Below are 21,224 nucleotides of genomic sequence, written 5' to 3' on the forward strand. Positions count from 1 at the left end.
CGGGATCTGGCGCCTCCTTACTCTCTATCGGCATACTGGCATGGAAGTACTCAGACGAGGCCTGTGGGCTGCAGCGCCACGAGTCGGACGCCGTACACTGCAAGGCCTGCCGCCACCTGCTCAACATCCCCAACGAGGGGACGTAGCGCCCGTCCGGGCGTCAGGCGATGGCGACCGGTGCGGTCACGCGGAACCCGCGGTGACGGTTTTCCAGGTCGGCGAAGTCGGACGGGTCCGCCACGTCGCGCCGTGCGGCGGCGATTACGAGATCCGCATGGCGGGCGAGTTCGGCGGCACGTTCCTTGAACCGCTCGACCTCGGCCACGCGGGTGAGCACGTCGAGCATCTGTCCGAGCACGTAGGCCGAACCGGCCGCGTTCTGGCGGATGATGTGGAACATGGCATTGCACAGCCCGTCGTAGTCCGTCACCGGACAGGCCAGAACGGGGCGGCCCTCGCGTAGCACCACGCCGGTCGGCAGGTGCCGGGGAGCGATGCAGCACAGGGCGTCCCCGAGATGGTCGGCGACGCTGCCGGCGGTGAAAGGGTCATTGATGCCGGGCGAGAGGGCCCGGACCGCAATCTCCACCAACCGGCGGATCGAATATTCCAAGTGTACAGCGCCGTCCGATAGGAGCGAAGTGAGTGTCGGCGAGCACGGTCGGATGGATCCGCGCACATGGGATTCAAGAACAGGTTCGATGACGAGCCGTTGCAGGAAGAGCCTCACGAACTCCCGCGCAGTGTGAGGCAGCGGACGGTTACCGTTGAAACCAAGGGAAAGCGCCAAGGCAGAACCGCCGCAGACGTGTCACCGCGCACCTCCTCGGCCAATACCGTTGATGTTGTTCAAAAGGTCAGAAGACGGAAGCTCTCGACGGAGGCAACCGAGAAGAAGCCCCCGCCCAAGGTGCTGGTCTCTCCCGTCGTCCTACCGCAGGGCAAAAAATAGCTCACCTGCCTCGAGCTCTCATTGACAAGTTCTGGCGCCAGGAGCGTGTCCTGTCGGCAGGGATCGCTCTTGTGCAGGGACGGACCCGATCTTGCTTTGTCGTTGTTCCCGCCCCGAAGTTGGTTTTTCGAGCTTCGTGGCGGGAATCTGCTCAATCGTTCAGGCGCTAGGATGACGGGTCTATCGTCGGGTGCTTCGACGATCCACCGACACCATCCTGAAGTCCTCGAACTCCGCGCGTTTGCGCACGATCTCGGCCAAGCCTGCGATGATGGTTTCGCGATCGCCATTGAGGACCTCGCAGAGCGTGTCGATCGCGTCGGAAAGCGGCTGCAGATCGCCCAATTCTGGGGCATCAGGCATCAGCGCGAACATCACAGCACCTCTGCGGCAGTCATGGAACGCACGTCGGATTCCGGATCCGTCCCCACTCTTAGCGCGAGGTCGATCTCGTCACGGGAAAGGTAACCGCTTTCCTCGAGCATTCGTGTGAGCGCCTGCAGTGCCGATCTGCGCTCAGTCAGGATTCTTCGCGCTCGCTCGCTCGCGTGCCCTAGACGCTCGACGACAGCCGGGAGGGCGCCCGCTAACAGGATCGTGTCAGCCGGAGCCTCCACATGCACATTCCCAAGTCGCCCTAGGCCAAATGTCAGCTCGATGTCGCGTGCGATCGCAGTCGCCATCGCGAGATCGGAGTTCGCGCCTAAGCTTGCACCGATCGACCCTGCACCGAGTTCGATCTCCTCCGCGATCCGGCCGGCCAGGAGCGACGCCATCGCCGCCTCCAACTCGTGCAGGGTCGCAGCTCCCTCCATGGCCAAATCTAGGCAGGCCTGTCCGCCGTTGTCGTGCAGGGAGAGGTCCATAAGGATGCCGTATCCAAGGGCGTGGCTGACGACCGCATGCCCTGCCTCATGGACGGCGACGCGGTGCCTGATGGCGGCCGGGAGTGGGCTGCGCCCCTGTCGAACCTCGGCCAGTACATCCTCCACAGTTACGGCCCTGGCTTTACGGCGCGCCTTCCCCTTAGCACGCCGAATGAAGGCCTCGACATCCGCCCCCGTCATGCCGCGCGCCGCCAATGCCAGCGGCAGCATTGACGCGCCCGGCAGGATCTCGCGGCCGAGGTGGTGACGAAAGATCTGAGCGAGTGCGGCCGTATCCGGTTTCGCGATTGCGATCTCCCGGTCCAGACGTCCCGCGCGCTTCACGGCGGGATCGATCTTCTCCGGATGATTCGTGGCAGCCACCACCACAACGCCGGGCCGCTCCTCCACCCCGGCGAGGAGCTCAAGGAACAGGTTCACGATCTGGGTCCAGTACTGCACGTACTCCCCCCGGATCTGCCCACGGTCGGAGATACCGTCGATCTCATCGATAAACAGGATGCAGGGTGCCTGCGCCGTGGCTTGAGCGAACACCTTGCGGATTGCCTGGAGCGTGCCTGACAGGTAGTCGGCGCTGTTCCATTCGGCGACCGAGGTCCCCACCAGCGGGACGCGTGCGGACTTGGCCAACGCGCGGGCAAAGCTCGTCTTGCCGACGCCAGGCGGTCCCGAGAGCAGCAGGCCGCGATGGTCGAACTCGGCCCAACTCAACTGGCCGCTCCGGTAGGCTTGCAGGTCGGCTGCGGCGGCAAGACCCCAAGTCTTGGCCTCGCCATAGCCGTCGAGGTCCTCCAACGCTGGTCCTTCGCCGAGATAGTCAGCCTTGGCAGCAACGATGCGCTCCAACGCTTCAATGCATGCCTCGGGGGAGGTCGCCCTCCGGAGGGCGACAGGCAGATCGGCGATGTCGATCATGCGCAGCAGATTCTGGTCGATCCCCCGCGACGGCCGGCTGCCGGTCACGGCTGCAACAACGAGTGCGAGTCCAGCCTGATCCAGGCTCGGTAGCATGATCCGGTGTTCGGCGGAGCGCATCAGGTCGCGCGGCAAGTGACGCTTCGGATCCGGAGCGATGCCGACGATCGGAACGCGCACATGCAGTGCGGTGCCGATCACATCGTTGCCCTTCTCGGGCCGAGCGTCGCGGCCGACCCCGTCGCAGACGAAAAGAGCGGCATTTCTGCGGGTCAGCTCACGGGCTCTCCCGCTCGAGAGCTCTACGACCTTCGTGTCCGGCCGGAACAGGCACTTCTCCGCGACGATGCGGACAGGTTCGACAAGATCGGTCACGTGCGTAGCGAGCGTGACGACGGGCGCCTCGCGGCGCAGCCGGCGAACAAGACCGGGCTCTGCCTCAATCGCGCGAGCGAGCATTACGGCCACGGCGGCGAGATCCGCTGGAACCGGGACATGCGTGGCCTCCGGTCGGTTCTCTTCATCCTGGATGACGATCTGCTCGATGGCGTCGTTCTCGTGGAGAAGAGGGTCATCCCCGAAGCCGAACGGGTTGGAGCGTTGGTCGGCCTTGAGGCGCTTGCGTTCGTCCTGGGCGAGTTGTTGCAGGAAGGCGCGTGCGAGTTGGTCGGAGGATGTGCTGTCATGGGCACGCGGATCCGTGGATGGAAGCAAAGAGGATGGAGCGAGCATGCGAGATCTCCCACGGCCGAGCCACAGGGGGGGCTGGCCGTCAGCGTAAGTGCTGGATTGGGCGCGGCGACGCGGCTGGCTCGACGGATTGGGAGCACTCGGCAGGCGTCGGGTTCGGGAGATCGCCTGCTTCATAGGCGACGACAAGGATTAGAACATAAATAGAACATGCTCGCTAGCGGGTAAAATGACTTGTGCACAGCCGCGGAGTATTTGCGCTTTCGCATTGATGCGCCAGAAGCCGACATTGAGTCGGCAGGCGCCGAACCGGCACGCCCCAGGTGAGGTCACGGGTGATGCAACGGTCCCGCAGATCCGCGGTCAGCCAGCTGTGGGCCAGTGAAACCACGAAGGGCGGCCAGCCCGAGCGGCTATCGAGCCAGTCACCGAGGGCCGCGCGCAGAGCCGATTGGCGCAGGAATAGGTGCCGGTTCTCCCGGATCTCGAGGCGTGTGTCGCCAGAGAGCGCCGAGCGCGGCGCGACGAGTGCGACGGGATCGAGCAGGGTGCCACAGGCCTCGCACTGGTCGCCGCGTGCGCCCGGATCGCGGCAATGCGGGCAGGTGCCGAGTACGTAGCGGTCGGGGAGGAAGCGGCCATCGGTGGGCGACCAGACCTGGGGCACGACCCGCTCGTCGAGCAACCTGGCCGTATCGAGCCGCAGGTAGAAGTGCTGGGTCGGGGCATGGTTCCGGCTTGCTACCAATCCAAGACCGGCGTCATCAAGGACGGCGTGGCGTTGCCCTCCGGCGACGTCGCAAGCTGCCGCATCAACGGCAAGACGGTGAATGCCGATTTCACGAAGCCGGTGACCGCGGCGGCGGGCGGCGTGACCTACCGCGTTGGCAACGAGGTGCTCGCGTTTAAGCGGATCAGCGACACCATGTACCTCACCCAGGTGGCGACCAGTGGCGTCTACAAATTCGGCTACCTGCTGAAGAACGGCGACGCCGTGGACGTGCTCTCGCTCAAGGCTGGGGCGGTCGCAGATGCGGCCAACCAGGCGCGAGCGGCCAACATCCTGTTCAAGCCGGCACCGGACGACTGGACCGAGATGGTCGGCGACCGGACCGAGATCGAGGCTTTCCTCATGGGGGCGAAGCTCGGCTCGATGCAGAGCGCAGGCGAGTGCCGGTTCCGCATGGCGGTGCCTGCCGACGCGCCGATCACGAAGCTTCTGCGGATTTCGACCACGCGCGTACAGGCCCTGAAGATTCCCGGCGCGGAAGAATGCGAGCTCGGCGACGTCTGCCTGCCGCTGACGTCCATGGCTGCTGCCAAGCTGTCGCCGCCTGAGAAGGCCGGCTTCCGCTACCAAGTCGCCTTCGACCCGGACCGCGTGCATCCATGAAGATCGTCGCCCGGGCGGTCAGCCCTGCGAGCGCACTGGCGATCACAGACGATCTCGGCATGGGCGTTTCGAGGGTCGGTCCCTACGACGCGCTCCTGGCGTTCACGCTGAATGATATCGAACTCGACATGCTCCGCGTGAAGGAGCACGCCGGTGATGTGAAGTGGGTCGAGCAGCTGAAGCACGCCAGCGAGCGCGCCCAGGATATCTGGGCGATGACGGCCGCGCCGGAGTTCCGGATGTTCCGGACGTCCATGCTTCCCGCGGAGACGCTCGCGACCGTTCAGGGTCTTCCGTCGGCTGACCGCGCCCTGGCCCAGGTTCGTCAGATCGGCAATCCCTACCTCGGAATGACCATCAGCCAATCCGGGACCGATCGCGTCGATGTGACGACGGAGATCGTCCCGTAGGACACTCCGTAGAGGCGTGGCTGATGGCGCTCTGGAGATCGGTTTTTGGGATCGCAACCTGAGCGAGCAATTGCGCGTTTGTAGATGGGGCTGATGCAGCACCACAACAAGAGCTCGCACAATGTCAGCTGGAATTCAGGTGCAGGCGGTTCCGCCGCACAAGCGCATTGCGCTGTTTCTCGATGGGACGTGGAACACCGTCGGTGACAACACCAACGTCTGGCGGTTGAAGGCGCTCTGTGCCGACACCGGCAGCGATGGCGTTCCTCAGCTGCAATACTACAGCACCGGTCTCGGCACGCTCGTCGGCGAGAAGCTTCTCGGCGGCATGTTCGGCTACGGCCTCGATCGTGCCGTCGTCGAAGCCTACAAATGGCTGGTCGAGGCCTACGAGCCGGGCGACGAGATCTTCATCTTCGGATTCAGCCGCGGCGCGTACACGGCCCGCAGCCTCGCCGGCTTCATCTCGCTCTGCGGTCTTTTGAAGCCGGGTGCGCCGCTCGGGATCGGGCAGCTCTACGATCGTTACCGCCGCAACGACGCGGTCTCGACGATTTGGAAGCTCCAGGAAGCGCGCGGTGTCGGCGCTGACAGCCGAACGCTCGAAGAGCGCTGGATGCTCGACTACGCGATGTCGGTGCCGATCAAGATGATCGCGGTCTGGGACACGGTTGGGTCCTTGGGGGTGCCGTTCGGCAACATCCCGAAGATCAGCAAGTCCGGGTTTAAGTTCCTTCACACCGGTCTGCGGGTGTCGCAGGAGAACGCCTACCATGCGGTGGCCATCGACGAGCATCGCAAGGCCTTCGCGCCGACGCTGTGGACGAAGAAGATCCGCGACGGCGTCCCGGCGAACCAGATGGCGGTACCGCGGCCGCTCACGAGCGTCGAGCAGCGCTGGTTCGTCGGCGCGCACGCCAATGTCGGCGGCGGCTGCCGCAGTGATCTCCTGGCGCAGATCCCATTGCGCTGGCTGATGCAGAAGGCGTCGAGCCATGGGCTGACCTTCCGGACCGATATTGTCGTGGATCCGGAGGTGCTGAGCGCGCCGATCTCGCCGTCTTTCGACGAGTTCATGCACGGGGCCTATAAGCGCGTGTCGAAGCTGTTCGACCGCGTGATCGGCGAGCCGCCCAGGCCATCAGAGGGCGGTCGCGACGAGACAATCAACGAGACGATCGACGCCTCGGTGTTCGAGCGCTGGCAGGCGAACGCCATGTACCGTCCGAAGAACCTCGCAGATTGGGCGCAGCGCCATGGCGCTGATCTCGCGACCCTGACGGGATCGGTTCTCGCGCACGCGCCGCAGACGGCGGTGGCGTAGGGGCGAGCGACCTATTGTCGGGACTGACAGGTTTGTCGGGGTACGACAGACGGGTATGGGCGGCCTTCTCTCATCCTTCGAGGCTGGCCTGAGGATAAGGCCAACAGCGCCAATCGGCCTCGCGGTGATAACACGGACTTTGATGATGAGCGAAGGTGCGACGGCGGGTCCCAACAAGCATGTGAAAGCTTTTATCGCGTATTATGCAGCCCTTCCGCAGGCCCCGCGCTATGCCGTCATGCTCAATGGAGCCTGGGGCATCGGCAAAACCTTCTTGCTCAAGGCCTTTCTCGACACAGTCCGCACCGAAGATTTTCAGGTTGTTTACGTGAGCCTGAACGGGCTCAAATCATCCGAGGATATCGAGCGAGCCCTGTTTCGCGCAATGTATCCGTTACTCAACAGCAAAGCCGTCGATGCTTTAGGAAAAATTATTGCTAGTGTTGGAAAGTTTTTCAGAGCGGAAACGAATCTGCGACCGATTGATTTTTTTAATTCGTACACTGCCAACCTCTACGTGTTTGATGACATCGAACGTTGTGCGATGCCCATCGACCAGACCCTTGGTTATATCAATGGCTTCGTTGAGCATGGGGATCGCAAGGTCATTCTCGTTGCCAATGAAGCGGAAATTCGATTGGCTGACGACTATCGACGCATTCGTGAAAAGCTCATCGGCCGAACGCTCGAAATTCAAGCGGATTTCGACAGCGCGCTTACGGTGTTCCTGCAGACAATCCGGGATCCGCGGGCGCGTGAATTTCTTGTCGCCAGAACGGACGTGATCGGAACGATCTACACGCAGTCCGGCCTCAACAATCTGCGCATCTTGCAGCAGACGATGTGGGATTTCGAGCGCTTTTACTGTGCTCTCGAAGACAAACATCGTGCCGATGATGCCGCCATGACGGCGCTGCTGCGAATGCTGTTTGCCTTATCGATGGAATTCAAGGCCGGTCAGATCAACGCGGATGATCTGCGAAACCGGAGTGGCAATCCCTACGCGACGGCCGGGCGAACCCAGGGAACGGTGGCCTCACCGTCATCGTTTGACGCGGCTCGCGCGCGGTATCCCGAAGCAGATTTCGCAGATCCCGCGCTCTCAGATGGCGTTTTGACCGACCTTCTTGTGAAGGGTGTTGTCGATGCTGAGGGGATCCGAGCCGACCTGGATGCCAGCTCCTACTTTGTCCTCGTCGCCGACGAGCCCGCTTGGCGGACGGTTTGGTACGGCATTGAGCGCACCGATGCGGAGGTGGCGGATGCCTTTGCGAGGATGGAGGCCGCTTTCGCGGCACGCGAATACATCGTCCCGGGGGAGATCCTGCACGTCTTCGGTCTCCGGCTGCGCCTGTCGCGCATTGGAGCGTTGACGCTCACGCTTCCTGAAATTGTTGCCGAGTGCAGAGGCTATGTTGACGACCTGTATGCCGCAAAGCGTCTGGAACCTGCGACTGCGGGAGATGGCATGGATGAGTTTCGGTCGACGGGTTACGGTGGTCTTGCTATCGCCTCATCTGAGACGCCTGAGTATCGCGATCTCTATGGCCATTTCCGTGAGACACAGAAGGCGGCTGCCATCGACAGCTATCCTGATATCGCTGGACGCCTGATGCAGGAGATGACGAGCGATCTCGAACGGTTCGTTGATCGCGTCACGTTCGGCAGAGGAGCCTCCGGTGACATGGCTCGGATACCGGTGCTGTCCGCTCTGGATGTCGACATCTTTGTTGCGACGCTTCTGGCCCTCCATCCGAGCCAACAAAGGACCGTGTTGAAGGCGCTCAAGGCCCGCTACGACCACAGCACCCTGAAGGACGAACTCGCTCGTGAATTGCCGTGGGCGCAAACGGTCCGTCAAAAGCTGATCGCGACGGCGTCGATGCTGCCGCCGTTCGGGCGCGAACGGATCGAGGTGTTTCTCGCGCACACGCTCGACACCGCTCCCGACCTGAGGGTGTCGTCGACTCCTGTGCTGCCGCCTCCTGCGGCGTCACCGCCCTCTGTCTGACCTTCTGTCAGATCTGTCGGCTTCGCTCTCCAGAATCCGTTTTGGGGTACGACGCGACGGACGGGTGGCGAGTCTGCCCTCTGACGTTCCCGACAACTCCGACAATAGCCCGTCGAAAATCAGGCCACCCCTGCGACCGGTCATACCCTCGTGTGTCCGATAGCGGGATGACCGCATCGATATTAAATATCAGCGGATTCACGCGGAAAATTCTTTTTGCCGGTCGCAGGTTTTGCCCTCACAGTTGAATTCTTCATATATGAGGCCGGCGTCGGCGAGGATGTCGAGCGTGATGCTGCGGATACGCGTATCCCGGATCGTGAGGTGATCGCGATATCGATGCTGGGGCGCGTGCGAGCTTTTGCCGTGGGTCGTCACGATGGCGGCAACTGCAAGCCGATCGAGGAAGCGTTCGGCTGGATCAAGGCGCAAGCCGAGCTGTGGACGGTCAAGCTGCGCAGGCGTGCCAAGGCCGAGGCGCTATTCACCTTCGCGGCCGCCACCTACAACCTCGTGCGTCTGCCCAGACTGCTAGCACCGCATGCGGCCTGATCCCGGCAAAGACCCTCCCTGACCGCGGCTGGAGCGATCAAGCGGCAATCCGCCGACCAGACACGCCCGCCCAAACTACAAGATTCCCCTGCAGCTGGACAAACGTTACTTCTGCAGCACCTTGCTAGAGAGTTGAAGCGCGCCTGATTGGCCGAACACGTCGGCCAGATCCTTGTTCACCTCCGCCACGAAGCGGGCACTTCGGAAGTCAGTGTCGATGCTCTGGGGTGCGTTGGTGATCAGCCTGCATCGCCAGAGATCGGCTGGGAGCGCCGTGAGCGCGGCGTCGCAGTCGATCCCGCGCCCCTGGCTGGTTGGGAATTTGTTGCTCTTGAAGGTCAACCAGTGGAAGCCCGCGATTACGTCGGCGGTGTGCGACGGCTTGCCCCACCCGATCAACCTCGCGGGGAATCGCACACTGTGCAAGGGCACGTTGTCCTTTCCCGGAAACTGGACGTACCGCGTGTCGGATGCGGCCTCGCCACACCACGCCTGCCAACCCTCATTCTCCTCTATAAACTCTAGCGTTACGTTTCTTCAGATAGAAATCTTTCGCAGAGGGCCGGAAGAGGTGCGTCCGTGCACCGGTCGGCCAAGGGGATTCAAGAGGATTTCCGATGAGTGTTGCTTTGGAAACGTTATATTTGCTCGACCAGATTGTAAAAACGATTTCTTCGAATGGGGCGTCGCTAACGAAGACAAAAATAAGCCGCCTATTGGGCAGGGATCCTAAAGAACTAGTTAGTGCCCTCGAGCATGGTTGCGAGAAAAAGATCCTAATATGGTCAGAAGGCAATTGGTATAATGTAAAAAAGGATTTTATCATTGCCGAGGATGCTTTTTATCCTGCAGCTGAGGCGGGGTTGAAAAGGCTTTGGCAAGATGAAAATTTTCATGACAATGAGTTTTTCATCGAAAACACCTCTCGGAAAGACTCGAAGATCGTTGGTCCTTGGACGCGTCCCGACCTCACACTGATCTCCCATAAAAAATATCCGTGGACCATCGGCCGTGAATTCGATGTCGTAACTTTTGAAATTAAACGACCTGATAGCTGCAACGTGATTGCGGTCTTCGAGGCTTTGTCACATGCATCTGCGGCAACTAAGGCTTATGCAGTATTTCCTGTTGACCACGCAACTTGGCGAAAAGATAATCCTGCGCAAGAGTCGCGTGTGATGGATGAGTGCTCCAAGCATGGCATTGGGCTGATCCTAATCGAGGATGTCTATGTTGCACCTCGAGCCGTCCACTTGATCAAGGCTCAGAAGCGCGAAATCGACCATGAACGGTGTAGCGACTTCCTTGGTGCAGTGATGTCCGAAGACGCGAAAAGTAGGCTGTCTGAGTGGAAATGATCGGCCACGCGTTAGCGGCGGTACTGGTGCGGGTGCAGCGTTTGCCTAGCCGCGCGGTCCGCGGACCCCGATGCACTTGACGCTTTGCGTGTCGATGATCGCCAACCGTGGATCGGGCCGACGTCCGCAACGCCGCCGCTGACGGCGAGCCAGAGCCTGCATCAGGCTCTCGAACAGACCCTTCTCGATCCAGCGCCGGAACCAGCGATAGACCGTGCGCCAGAGCGGAAAGCCGGCCGGCAACGCCCGCCATCCTCCGCCCGTTCGCAGGTGCCAAGCGATCCCCGCCAGCGCTTGACGCGCCGCTGTCGCTTCTGGACGGCCCGGCGGATCGGCTCGCTTCAGGAAACGGGCCACTGGCCTGCTGCCGGTTTCACGGACACCCGGTTTAGGTGTGATGGTGAAGTCGGAGGTGCTCCATGCAGCGTCGCAAGTTCGGACGTGAGTTTAAGATCGAGGCGGTTCGACTGGTTCGGGAACGTGGTGTCAGTGTCGCGCAGGCCGCGCGCGATCTCGATGTTCACGAGACGATGCTGCACCGGTGGGTGAAGCAGGCGGCGGTCGACCCCCAATACGCTTTTCCCGGTCAGGGGCAAATGAAGCCCGAGCAGATCGAGATCAATCGCCTGCGCAAGGAGGTCGCTCGTCTGAAGGCGGAGCGTGATATCCTAAAAAAGGCCGCCGCATACTTTGCGAGGGACGCGATATGAAGTTCGCGTTCATCGCAAAGCATCACGCTATCTGGCCGGTTGCCTGGATGTGCGCAGCGCTGGGTGTCTCGCGCTCCGGCTTCCACGCTTGGCTCACCCGGCAGCCCAGCCAACGCACACGGGACGACGAAGCCATCCTGAGCAAGGCCCACGCGAGCTTCGTGGCCAGCGACCGTACCTACGGCGCGAGGCGCGTCTGGCGCGACGTGCTCGCCGAGGGCGTCTCGTGCGGGCTGCACCGCATCGAGCGGATCATGCGCGAGAATGCCTTGCGAGCGCGACCGCGCCGACGGGGGCTGCCGAAGGACGAAGGTGAGCGGGCCGCTGCCTCGCCCAATCTCCTGGAGCGGCGGTTCGCGGCCGATGCTCCGAACCGAAAGTGGATCGCCGACTTCACGTATATCTGGACGGCCGAGGGGTGGCTCTACGTCGCCGCCGTCATCGATCTGTTCTCGCGCCGTGTCGTAGGTTGGTCGATGCAGACTAGCATGACGGCTCAACTCGTCACGGATGCGCTCGTCATGGCGATCTGGCGCAGAGGCAAGCCGGATGCTCTGTTGCATCACTCGGATCAGGGCTCGCAATACACGAGTGAAGCCTTCCAGCGCCTGATGGCCGAGCACGGTGTGACCTGCTCGATGAGCCGGTCGGGCAACGTCTGGGACAACGCGGCGATGGAGAGCTTCTTCTCGTCGCTGAAGACCGAGCGCACCGCCCGGCGGACCTACCGCACGCGGGATGAAGCCCGTTCCGACGTGTTCGATTACATCGAGCGCTTCTACAACCCGGCGCGGCGGCACTCGACCTTGGGCTACCTCAGCCCTGTCGAGTTCGAAAACCGTGCCCAATGAGCTTAGGACGGCGTCCACCAAACCGGCAGCAGGCCACACCTCGTCCAAGCCCGCCTGCAACACCATGTCCTTCAGGCGCGCCTCATGACGCGTCCGATGTCGGTCCGTCCACATCTGCTCTCCACGCCGCGCCGCCAGGCGGAATTGGTGCTGGATCACGAGACAGATGGGACGGCCGACCGTAGTGCTCAAACAGGCTCTGAGAGCGGTTCGGAGTTGTCCGGCCCTCGCGGCATTCACGATCCCGGGCTCGTTCAGCGCCTCACGAGCGATGCAGTCGGACGCCTCTCGGACCGACGGTAGGTAGGACGAGCCGTCTGCAGCGAGGATCGTCCTGAATGCCTTGCGCGACTGCTTCCTCGAAGCTGCTTAGCAAAAACAGACAAGTGATGAGTCCAGCGCGCATCCTCGCCTCACGACGCGGTTGGCGGCGGCGATGCGCCGGGCGTGGTCGAGCAGTGTCATGGTGAGGCTGCCTCCGGAAGCGAGGCAGCCATCCGCGATCGCGGCGGGCTATGCCTCGTGGGGTGTCGTGAGGGGGCGAGGGGGACGCGACGGGGCGAGCAAGCCCAACAAGGCCGCGGCGGGCCAGCGAACAGGCCAGAGGGGGCGTTTTCGACTGGAGGTCGAATGGGACATGGGGCCTCGAAAGGCTGGAGCCGCCCGAACGTAAGCTCAAGGGCGGGATGGCGCTCCGGCAAGGCGCGGAAGCGAGGGAAGCGCCGTCAAGGCGCCGAGGAACAGATGCGGAACCGAAGCGACGGCGGCAACCGCGGGGCAACACCCGCGTCCGAAAAGTTCCGACTCCGGTGGAAAGCGGGGATTGGCGAGACAACGTTAATCGATCGGCAAGCATGCCGGAGTCCGGCATCCCACCAAGGGCTTCAGTCCCCGCGGGGACGAGTTTGCCTGCCAGCCCGGAAACAGTTCACGAGTTCGTCGCGGTCGCGGCCGCGACACCAGAAATGCCAAGCTCCCTGACCCGCTTCGCCTTGGTCGGCGACACGGTCGGATCGACCTCTTCGAGGAACACGACGACCCGATGCGGGATATCGGCGTGGACGGGTAACTCGTATTATGAACGACGATGGCGCCCGTCCTGCGGTCTCGTCGTCTCCGCCACCGTCCGCGCGGCCCCTGCTGGGTTGAACCGCTCCACGTGCCGATCGCACTGCCATCGCCGCAGCCGACGACGGTTGCGGTAGGGTGGTGAACGTGACCGGCAACCGCCGCGCCGCCAGGAGCGATCGGTTGTCCGTCGAGAGCCGTGCCCGAGGCTCGCACGCGCCTTCGGGCACGGAGGTAACTCGGTGGCGGAAATTCGACGCACGGACTACGTCCGGAAACCGGAAGATCGGTATGGCGAAGGATGCGCCGTCCAGCTAGAATTCGTGGGTTCCAAGAGACGATCCGTCATCGGCATGAACCGCGCAAACCTCCTCTTGGGCATCTCGCACTATCTGACGCACCTCCAGGTGTCAGTTGGGCTACTCAACAGTCTCAACCTGCAAGACATAAACGGTCATGCCGAAGCGTTCTTTCGAGATTTCTTGAATTTGGCGCTGGGCTACGAACTCAAGAACATCAACATCATTGAGCGAAACGCGCGAGCCATCGATCTGGGAGACGAGGACGAACGGATCGCCGTTCAAGTGACCTCCACCTCCGATTTGGACAAGATCAAGCATACCCATAAGGGCTTCGTAGCGAATGGCCTCGACGGAAAATACGACCGGCTGGTTGTCCTCATCATCGGGGAGAAGCGCAGGTACCGCGAGGCATCCCTAGGCGGCGCAGGTGTCTTCACCATATCCCTGACGGACGACGTCTGGGACATCCCCGAGTTGTTGAGGAAGGTCGGCGATCTTCCCTTGGACAGGCTTGAGCGCTGCCGCGATTTCCTCCGCGACGAGTTGCGAGTCGTCGAGCCCCGGCAGTCGAACGAGGTCTCGACGCTGGTCCGTCTCATCGAAGTCCTCAGCGCCGCCGAGGACGGTATTTCGGTGGGCGATAATCGGGAGGACCCCGATCCCGACAGGAAGATCCGCGACCGATTCGCGGATCACGCCGCCTTCCTTGAGCGTCAGTACGTCGACCTGCACGAGATCTACGGACGCGCGCTGGCGGAGGTGAACCGTCACTCCGATCTCGGGCACGTGCGTGTGCGCAAGCTCCAGGTCTACCTCATGAACTGGAGTGACCGCGTCCTGGCGGAACACGGAGGCGATCCCGAGGCCGCGCTCGACGCGTTGACCGGAAAGGTCCTCCGGACGATGGGGAGCAGCGAGGTCGCATTCGATGAATGCGCCGTTCGATATTACCTTGTCGACCAGCTGATTGCCTGCAACGTGTTCCCCAACAAGCGCGCGCTCCATGCCTAGCATCTTCCTGAAGGACGAGGCACTCGATAAGTCTCCGGCCATCGTCGGCTTCGAGATCGCACGTTTCATCAGGCAATCCGGCAAGGACCGTGTGAGTATCTTCGACGTGGTGGAACGCTTCAAGCGCGAGAGATGGTTCGCGTGGAATTCGTTCTTCTACGGCATCACCTTCCTTTACGCCGTCGGGCTCATCGATTTCGAAGAACCATACCTGATAGCCCGCGATGCTGATTGAGCGCCTCTACACCGAGCCCGCAACCATCGCGCCGGTCGTCTTCACGGCGGGTGTCAACGTGATCCTGGGCGAGAGCGATGTGACGAGCACCAAGAACAACGGCGTCGGCAAGTCCCTCTGCATCGAGTTCCTGAACTTCGCCTTGCTTAAACGCAAAGCGGAAAGCCGCGTGTCGAGGATCCCGAAAGAGAGCTTCAATCCGCGCACCCTCATCTGCGTCGACTTCCAGCTGCATGGGGTGGGCTACACGATCAAGAGGTCCCTCGAAGAGGCGGAGCACCCGCGGATCATCGTGGACGGGCGAGAAATGGTCTACGCCAAGCTCAAGGACGCGACCGACTTCCTGACCGGGAGGCTCTTCCCCGACCATGATGCGCAGGTCGGGTTCCGGGAGATCCTGGGGCCATTGATCCGCGACGAGCGATCCGAGTTCAAGTCGATCGTGGCCTGCTTCGACACGAAGGCCCGGATCCCCGACAACTATGCGCCCCACCTCATGCTGCTCGGCATCGACCTTGGCATGTACCGCGCCATCAAGGCCATCCAGAAGGAGCTCGACGCGATCGCCGTCGAGGAGGCTCGCATCAAGGAGAGCGTCAAGCTCGTCCGCCAGAAGAACCTGGACGACGCCCGGTCCGACCTGAACGCTCTCGACGAGGAGGTCGAGACGATCCGTCTGGGCATCGATGCCCTTGAGAACGCCCCGGCCTACGATATCGTCAAGGACGAGATCCTGGATATCGAGGACCGCATGTCCGAGCTGCGCCGCGGCAAGGACGTGCTGGTCCGGCGTGCCGCGAACCTGGCGCCGATTGCCGTCGAACCTGACATCGACGGCGACGAGATCCGCGACTTCTACGACCAGCTTCGTGCCGGCCTGGGAACCAGCATCGTCCGCGAGCTCGCGGAGGTGGTTTCCTTCAAGTCGAAGATCGAGCAGTTCCAGCGCCACCTGCTGGACGAGAAGTCCAGGGTGGTGGACGTGGAGATCCGAAGCCTCAACAGACAGCTTGCCGAACTCGATAGGCGCTACGCCAAGCTCGTGGCGGTCCTCGACCAAGACGGGCAGCTGCGCAACCTACGCCAGACCTATGCCTCCTTCCAGGCCAAGAGCGATGAGCTCGGACAGCTCAAAGGCTTTTTCGGCCGTTACGACCAACTCCTGATCGAACGCCAGACCAAGAAGTCCGAGATCGAGGCCGAGAGGCTGGCGTTGCAAGCCAGCATTTCGGCCTCCGGGGATCGGCTACGCTCCTTCGAACAGACGATCCTGGCCATCCATCAGTTCATCCAGGGCAACCGAAGGGCATCGTTCGAGGTACGAACCACCAACAGGAAGCACGTTGTCGATATGGTCCTGAGGATCGACGACGATGGCAGTCACAGCGTGGAAAGGGAGAAGGTCTTCATCTACGACATAGCGCTGCTGTTGAACGACTATACGAAAACGCGTCATCCGGGAATTCTGGTTCACGACAACATCTTCGACGTCGATGACGATACTCTGCAAAAGAGTTTGGGGTTCATACTTACCCGCGCCAGGCTTGACGAGAACCAACAGTATGTCTTGACGCTGAATGTCGACCGCATCGAGCATTCGCGGCAGGAGGTATGGTTTTACGAATTGGAGCAGTGCGTTATAGCATCTTACACCAAGGGCAATCGATTTCTCAAAACGCATTACCAGGAAGTTGGCTAGGGGTGATCGCGTGGATCGGGCTCGTGCTCATACCTGTTCGCCGGCCCGGACGGACGCGACCTCCCGGATGAGATGGCGCCCTGGTTGATCTCGATGACGACGCGGGGCGGGGAGACGAGTTCGAAATGACTGCGACTAGGTTCGGACCCGGCTGAGGCGAGGGCGCTACGTCAAAGCTGGTTGAACCCGCACCGCCGATCCGCCCGTTCCGCTGTAGCGGACGCGGCTCCGGAGGGCTCCAGCAACCCCAGATGACGTAGCGCCGCCGTTGCCCTCCCCAACCAACTTGCGATTCTGACCGGATTTTTATCGCTGACCCTTGCTTCGCTAGGTGACATCCTGAAGCCTTTCAAACGCAGCGGACTTCAGCGATGCTATCCCTAACCGACTTCATCGCGACCCTGCCGGGCGTCATGCCTCGCAAGGCGCGGACCCTCATCCTTGACGGTGAGGTGCTGTCGAAGTCCGAGCGATCCGATATCCGCTGCGGCGACAATTTTTGGGACGTGACCCTGGAAGTAGGCCCGGACGCCGCGGCCGCGATCCTGGCGGCCTACCAGGCTGGCCGGCTTCCGATGCAGCCCCGGGCCGTCCCAGTCGAGGCACCAGAGGCCGAAACCTACCTCGCGCAACGTGAGACGCTGCTGGCAACGCTGGCCGAGCGGGACCGGAAGAGGCGGGCCACCAAGGATCCGGCTCTCGTCAGGGAGACCGATTTCCACGACCACTATTTCCTCGACACGGTGTTCCTAGCAGTTCACGGCAAAGGGCCCGGGACGCTGACCTTGGCCGGGATCCCAGTGACGAAAACCCTCGCGGGCTACTCCACCAACAGCGGGAAGGGCACCGGCTACAGCGTCACTTTCCACTGGGTCGGTTCGGACGGAGCGCCGCGCTCGTCCGGCCGCGTGGCGCCAGAGGCCTCTAACCGGAGCAACGACGCCGAGCGCGACTGGGGCCTGCCAGGCGGCTAGAGGCTGTTATGGACCTGTCAGCTGTGAGGCTCAGATGATGGGCGATGAGCCTGTCCCGGAAAGCCTACCCGTCTGATGTGTCCGATGATGAGTGGGCATTGGTCGCCCCGTATCTGACGCTGGTCCGCGAGGACGCTGGCCAGCGCGCGCATCCGTTGCGGGAGGTGTTCAACGGGCTGCGCTACGTGGTGAAGACGGGCGCGCCGTGGCGCTGGATGCCCCACGACCTGCCGCCCTGGGCGGCCGTCTACCAGCAGGCGCAACGCTGGCTGCAGGCGGGCTGCTTCGAGCAACTGGCCGAGGACCTTCGCGCCGTGCTGCGCCTGGCGGCCGGGCGCAAGGCGGAGCCGTCGGCGGCCATCCTCGACAGCCGAACGCTGCGGGCGACGCCCGAGAGCGGCGAGCGGGCCGGCTACGATGGGGCCAAGCGCAAGCAGGGCTCGAAGCTGCATATGGCGGTGGACACGCTCGGCCACCTCCTGGCCCTGCATGTCACGCCGGCCAACGCCGATGACCGCGCCCAGGTCGAGCGTCTGACCAAGGCTGTGCAGGCGGCCACCGACGATCACGTCGAGATCGCGTTCGTGGATCAGGGCTACACGGGCGAGAAGCCAGCCACAGCCGCGCGCAGGCACGGCATCGAACTGGAGGTCGTGAAGCTGCCGGAGGCCAAGCGCGGCTTCGTACTGCTGCCCAAGCGCTGGGTCGTGGAACGCTCCTTTGCCTGGGCCACCCGCTTCCGCCGGCTCGTCAAAGACTACGAGCGCTATGCCAGCACGCTGGCTGACCTCCACATCGTCGCCTTCGTCTGCATCATGCTCAAAAAGGCCGCTCTACTCGCAGCCAGTTCATAACAGCCTCTAGTCGACTGAGCTATCGCTATCTAGAAATAATCTGTTGGAAAGAGTGGAACGCCGGATTTAATCAGCCTAAGATGATCTTCGCCCGCAGTCTAATTGCAAGCTTTGATCATCTCTTGAGCGATGTTATTTACGGTGAACTGCTCCATAGTTCGGCAAACGATAACTCTCGCATGTTCTGGCTTCGTTAAGTTTTCTGCATGGACAGTGCACTCAACGCTGCCGCGAACCTCGCCTCCGTGGCAGAATAAAACCTCAAATTCAAAGATCTCTGTGCCTGCTTTGTGGCGCCAAATATCACAAGTTAAAGCGCCTGTATCCACGGCTCTGTGGACTGTTAAGTTCAAGTAAAAGGCTTCTTGTTCGTGCGGCCGTTGATGAAACGGCGCACTGATTCTCGGAGGCGGTAGTGGCATTGCCATCATGCTGTTTATAGCGCCGTACGGCGGATCAAACAAAGAGCGGCGGGCGAGCAATCCTGCAGCTTCTGCAGCGCTGGCGCTCAAACCCAACCTTTGAGCGTCTGAAAGCAGGCCTGCGCGTTTGATGTCCGATATGGACCGAGCGAAGACATTGTCGTGCCTTCCGAGGAACTCAGCGGCCGTCGTCGCAACTCCTGCTGTCTGCAACATAGGCTTCGGCCTTACTGGCGGAGAGGTGCGAGTGACGTCGGCTTGGAAGGCCGGTGCCTGCGGCGGTGATGAAAATCTCGGCGTTGGTGCAGAACGCGCTTGGCTCGTAGGATCTGCGTTTCCACTGTGGGGGCGAAATCACCGACCCGATGGGCTTGAGATCGAGTTCTGGGTGGTCGCCGAACGCGAGCTGCGCGTTGAGCGCCAGAAACGTCTACAGCGTAAGGGAAAGGCCCAAACCTCCTAAGCTTCGCACCATGATGTGCGACCAACACTCAAGGTCGCCCCATCTGCCGATTGCCAGCCAGCGTTTGGTGAAGCTAGCGAACTGGGTCAGCCCGGAACGTACGTCCCTTGGATGCGCCGTCACCCTGACACGCGCAGGGCACTGCAGGCGCGGCGTCGCCCTTGCGGATCGGTGTCTTACAGGTAACCGCGTGAGTGAGAAGGTGCTCCAGCGGCGCCGCCTGGTACGGCTTCTGCAGCACCGGAACGGCCTGATACGCAGCTTCCAACCCCTGCCGCCCATAGCCGGTGGCGAACAGGAACGGCGTGCTCCTCTCGAACAGCATGTCTGCCACCGGGTAGCTGCGTGCATCGCCGAGGTTCACGTCCAGCACCGCCAGATCAAACTGACCGGTCCGAGCATGTGGTCCGCCCTTTAGTATGGCTTTCGAGCCAGGAGGACGGATCGATGTCGAGGAAGCGACCCAAGCCTGAGGAGATTGTTGCGAAGCTGCGCCGAGCTGACGTGCTGATCGGCCAAGGTACGAGCGTGGTGGAGGCAATCCGGGCGATCGGCGTGAGCGAAGTTACCTACGCGACGAACTGCTGGACGGAGAGATCTTCTACAGCTTGCGGGAGGCGCAGATCCTGATCGAGAGTTGGCGGCGGCATTACAACACCGTCCGCCCGCACGGCGCACTCGGCTATCGGCCGCCGGCGCCAGAGGTCTTCCTACCCGCCTTCACCGCTTGGCCGGCTGCGCTCACCCCACCGGCTCCGCCGGCCAAGCGACCCGTGGAGCAAAGGCCTGACGTCCCCCCATCGCTTTGGTCCGGCGTGAGTGCGAGTTTTCCGGTTGTGTGAGCCCCTGATGGGAGGAGCAGAGCCGTGAAGAAGAGCAGGTTCACCGAGGAGCAGATCGCCTTCGCGCTGAAGCAGGCCGAGACGGGGACACCGGTCGCGGAGGTGCTGCGCCGGATGGGCATCTCCGAACAGACGTTTTACCGCTGGAAGAAGCTCTACGGCGGCTTGGGCACAGGCGAGCTGCGGCGGCTGAAGCAGCTTGAGGACGAGAACCGCAAGCTTAAGCAGCTCGTTGCCGATCTGAGCCTCGACAAGCACATCCTGCAGGACGTGCTCGCAAAAAAGCTCTGACGCCTGCTCGGCGACGCGAGCTCGTGCACCAGGTTCAGGAGGCGCACGGGGTGAGCGAGCGGCGCGGCTGCGCCGCGCTCGGCGTCGGCCGGTCGAGCATCCGCTACCGCTCGACCAAGCCCGATCAGGCACCGCTGCGGATGCGCATCTGTGATCTGGCCAAGAGCCGGGTGCGCTACGGCTACTTCCGAATCTACATCCTGCTGCGCCGGGAGGGTTGGCGGGTGAATCACAAGAGGGTCCACCGTCTCTACCGGGACGAGGGGCTGAGCCTGCGGCTCAAGCGACCGCGCCGGCACGTCAGCGCGGCACACCGTGAGCGTCAGCCTGCTGCGCTCCAGCCGAACGAACGCTGGTCGATGGACTTCGTCTCCGACGCGCTGTTCGACGGCCGCCGGCTGCGGGCCCTGACGGTCGTCGATGCGTTCACGCGCGAGGCTCTGGCGATCGAGGTCGACCAGGGCATCAAAGGCGAACAGGTCGTGGCTGTCGTCGGCCGCTTGGCGCTGCTGCGCGGAGCACCGTGCGCGATTCAGGTCGATAACGGGCCTGAGTTCGTCTCGAAAGCCCTCGACCGCTGGGCCTACGAGAACGGTGTCACGTTGGACTTCTCGCGCCCTGGCAAGCCGACCGACAACGCACTGGTCGAGTCGTTCAACGGCCGCCTGCGCGACGAGTGCCTGAACGCGAACTGGTTCTTGTCGTTGGCCGACGCGAGGAGCAAGATCGAGACGTGGCGGCGGCACTACAACGAGAGCCGTCCTCACACCGCCCTGGGGTGGCGAACGCCCCAGGAATTCGCCCTGGCGGCGGCCCTGCAGCCCGCCGAATGAGACCCGGAGGCTCACCTTTCGGCCGGACCAAGATCCGGGGGACCCTCAGGCCGACCCTGCACTAACTTAGAACTTGGACCACCGCGTGGGGGCCGATCATATTTGTTTTCTCTATATATCACGGTTAATCATTTAAGAAATATCAAAGCATATTAATAAATTTTAATATTGTTATTT

20 protein-coding genes and 2 pseudogenes are annotated in these 21,224 nt (G+C 62.2%); 14 read left to right on the plus strand and 8 right to left on the minus strand.

Annotated features, from left to right (window positions below; all coding sequences use genetic code 11):
* Nucleotides 1-160 precede the first annotated feature (160 nt).
* Nucleotides 161-613: a DUF2254 family protein gene (locus tag M2437_RS02965; protein ID WP_309247846.1), complete on the minus strand. Its 453-nt coding sequence runs from the start codon at nt 611-613 to the stop codon at nt 161-163.
* A gap of 66 nt (nt 614-679) precedes the next feature.
* On the opposite strand from M2437_RS02965, the gene M2437_RS02970 reads away from it, so the two are divergent.
* The gene (locus tag M2437_RS02970) at nt 680-952 is read left to right on the plus strand and encodes a hypothetical protein (RefSeq protein WP_253389335.1); all 273 of its coding nucleotides are present in this window, start codon (nt 680-682) and stop codon (nt 950-952) included.
* A 180-nt stretch (nt 953-1,132) separates the two neighbouring features.
* On the opposite strand, the gene M2437_RS02975 is transcribed toward M2437_RS02970, so the two are convergent.
* The 3 genes from M2437_RS02975 to M2437_RS02985 all read right to left on the minus strand — a co-directional run bounded on the left by M2437_RS02975 (nt 1,133) and on the right by M2437_RS02985 (nt 4,831).
* Nucleotides 1,133-1,327 carry a hypothetical protein gene (locus M2437_RS02975; protein ID WP_253389336.1) on the minus strand — a complete coding sequence of 65 codons (195 nt, stop codon included), beginning with the start codon at nt 1,325-1,327 and terminating at the stop codon, nt 1,133-1,135.
* Entirely contained in the window at nt 1,327-3,486 is a 2,160-nt protein-coding gene (locus tag M2437_RS02980; RefSeq protein WP_253389337.1) for an AAA family ATPase, read from the minus strand. Before M2437_RS02980 ends, M2437_RS02975 begins: the two co-directional genes overlap by 1 nt.
* Nucleotides 3,487-3,661: 175 nt before the next feature.
* Nucleotides 3,662-4,831, minus strand: coding sequence for a class I tRNA ligase family protein (locus tag M2437_RS02985; RefSeq protein ID WP_253389338.1), 1,170 nt, complete (start codon nt 4,829-4,831; stop codon nt 3,662-3,664).
* A gap of 2 nt (nt 4,832-4,833) precedes the next feature.
* Between M2437_RS02985 and M2437_RS02990 the strand changes: the two genes are divergently transcribed.
* From M2437_RS02990 to M2437_RS03005, 4 genes and pseudogenes are all read left to right on the plus strand, one after another.
* Nucleotides 4,834-5,247: a hypothetical protein gene (locus M2437_RS02990; protein WP_253389339.1), complete on the plus strand. Its 414-nt coding sequence runs from the start codon at nt 4,834-4,836 to the stop codon at nt 5,245-5,247.
* A gap of 121 nt (nt 5,248-5,368) precedes the next feature.
* Nucleotides 5,369-6,571, plus strand: coding sequence for a T6SS phospholipase effector Tle1-like catalytic domain-containing protein (locus M2437_RS02995; protein WP_253389340.1), 1,203 nt, complete (start codon nt 5,369-5,371; stop codon nt 6,569-6,571).
* Between the two features lie 145 nt (nt 6,572-6,716).
* Nucleotides 6,717-8,582, plus strand: coding sequence for a P-loop NTPase fold protein (locus tag M2437_RS03000; RefSeq protein WP_253389341.1), 1,866 nt, complete (start codon nt 6,717-6,719; stop codon nt 8,580-8,582).
* A 393-nt stretch (nt 8,583-8,975) separates the two neighbouring features.
* Nucleotides 8,976-9,134: pseudogene (locus tag M2437_RS03005) on the plus strand (IS5/IS1182 family transposase); the annotation flags it as partial.
* A gap of 105 nt (nt 9,135-9,239) precedes the next feature.
* On the opposite strand, the gene M2437_RS03010 reads toward M2437_RS03005, so the two are convergent.
* On the minus strand, nt 9,240-9,650 hold the full coding sequence (locus M2437_RS03010) for a class I tRNA ligase family protein (RefSeq protein ID WP_253389690.1): 411 nt from the start codon (nt 9,648-9,650) through the stop codon (nt 9,240-9,242).
* A 101-nt stretch (nt 9,651-9,751) separates the two neighbouring features.
* Here M2437_RS03010 and M2437_RS03015 point away from each other — a divergent pair, with 101 nt between their 5' ends.
* Nucleotides 9,752-10,492 (plus strand): hypothetical protein, encoded by a 741-nt coding sequence (locus tag M2437_RS03015; RefSeq protein ID WP_253389342.1) that lies wholly within the window; start codon nt 9,752-9,754, stop codon nt 10,490-10,492.
* A 45-nt stretch (nt 10,493-10,537) separates the two neighbouring features.
* On the opposite strand, the gene M2437_RS03020 is transcribed toward M2437_RS03015, so the two are convergent.
* A complete protein-coding gene (locus M2437_RS03020; RefSeq protein ID WP_253389343.1) occupies nt 10,538-10,849 on the minus strand; it encodes a transposase in 312 nt (103 codons plus the stop codon).
* Nucleotides 10,850-10,911: 62 nt separating this feature from the next.
* Here M2437_RS03020 and M2437_RS03025 point away from each other — a divergent pair.
* The 6 genes from M2437_RS03025 (at nt 10,912) to M2437_RS03050 (ending at nt 18,196) form a co-directional block, all read left to right on the plus strand.
* Nucleotides 10,912-12,053 (plus strand): IS3 family transposase gene (locus M2437_RS03025; RefSeq protein ID WP_253389344.1). Its coding sequence is split into 2 segments (ribosomal slippage): nt 10,912-11,161 and nt 11,161-12,053, totalling 1,143 coding nucleotides; the frame shifts between segments, so codons are not numbered across the junction.
* 1,421 nt (nt 12,054-13,474) lie between these two features.
* The gene (locus tag M2437_RS03030) at nt 13,475-14,434 is read left to right on the plus strand and encodes an SMEK domain-containing protein (protein ID WP_253389345.1); all 960 of its coding nucleotides are present in this window, start codon (nt 13,475-13,477) and stop codon (nt 14,432-14,434) included.
* On the plus strand, nt 14,427-14,669 hold the full coding sequence (locus M2437_RS03035) for a hypothetical protein (protein ID WP_253389346.1): 243 nt from the start codon (nt 14,427-14,429) through the stop codon (nt 14,667-14,669). Before M2437_RS03030 ends, M2437_RS03035 begins: the two co-directional genes overlap by 8 nt.
* Nucleotides 14,659-16,368: a DUF2326 domain-containing protein gene (locus M2437_RS03040; protein ID WP_253389347.1), complete on the plus strand. Its 1,710-nt coding sequence runs from the start codon at nt 14,659-14,661 to the stop codon at nt 16,366-16,368. Before M2437_RS03035 ends, M2437_RS03040 begins: the two co-directional genes overlap by 11 nt.
* Nucleotides 16,369-16,739: 371 nt before the next feature.
* Nucleotides 16,740-17,342: a hypothetical protein gene (locus M2437_RS03045; RefSeq protein WP_253389348.1), complete on the plus strand. Its 603-nt coding sequence runs from the start codon at nt 16,740-16,742 to the stop codon at nt 17,340-17,342.
* A gap of 44 nt (nt 17,343-17,386) precedes the next feature.
* Nucleotides 17,387-18,196, plus strand: coding sequence for an IS5 family transposase (locus M2437_RS03050; protein ID WP_141951469.1), 810 nt, complete (start codon nt 17,387-17,389; stop codon nt 18,194-18,196).
* Between the two features lie 98 nt (nt 18,197-18,294).
* On the opposite strand, the gene M2437_RS03055 is transcribed toward M2437_RS03050, so the two are convergent.
* Together M2437_RS03055 and M2437_RS03060 are read right to left on the minus strand one after the other, a co-directional pair.
* Nucleotides 18,295-18,834 carry a hypothetical protein gene (locus M2437_RS03055; RefSeq protein WP_253389701.1) on the minus strand — a complete coding sequence of 180 codons (540 nt, stop codon included), beginning with the start codon at nt 18,832-18,834 and terminating at the stop codon, nt 18,295-18,297.
* 320 nt (nt 18,835-19,154) lie between these two features.
* Complete coding sequence (locus tag M2437_RS03060) at nt 19,155-19,454, minus strand: response regulator (RefSeq protein WP_253389349.1); 300 nt, start codon at nt 19,452-19,454, stop codon at nt 19,155-19,157.
* A 196-nt stretch (nt 19,455-19,650) separates the two neighbouring features.
* Here M2437_RS03060 and M2437_RS03065 point away from each other — a divergent pair.
* Nucleotides 19,651-19,923, plus strand: a pseudogene (locus tag M2437_RS03065) (integrase core domain-containing protein); the annotation flags it as partial.
* A 24-nt stretch (nt 19,924-19,947) separates the two neighbouring features.
* Nucleotides 19,948-21,047 (plus strand): IS3-like element ISMex11 family transposase gene (locus M2437_RS03070; protein ID WP_253389350.1). Its coding sequence is split into 2 segments (ribosomal slippage): nt 19,948-20,200 and nt 20,200-21,047, totalling 1,101 coding nucleotides; the frame shifts between segments, so codons are not numbered across the junction.
* The last annotated feature ends 177 nt before the right edge of the window (nt 21,048-21,224 follow it).

Source organism: Methylorubrum pseudosasae (genome assembly GCF_029504475.1).
GTDB lineage: Bacteria > Pseudomonadota > Alphaproteobacteria > Rhizobiales > Beijerinckiaceae > Methylobacterium > Methylobacterium extorquens.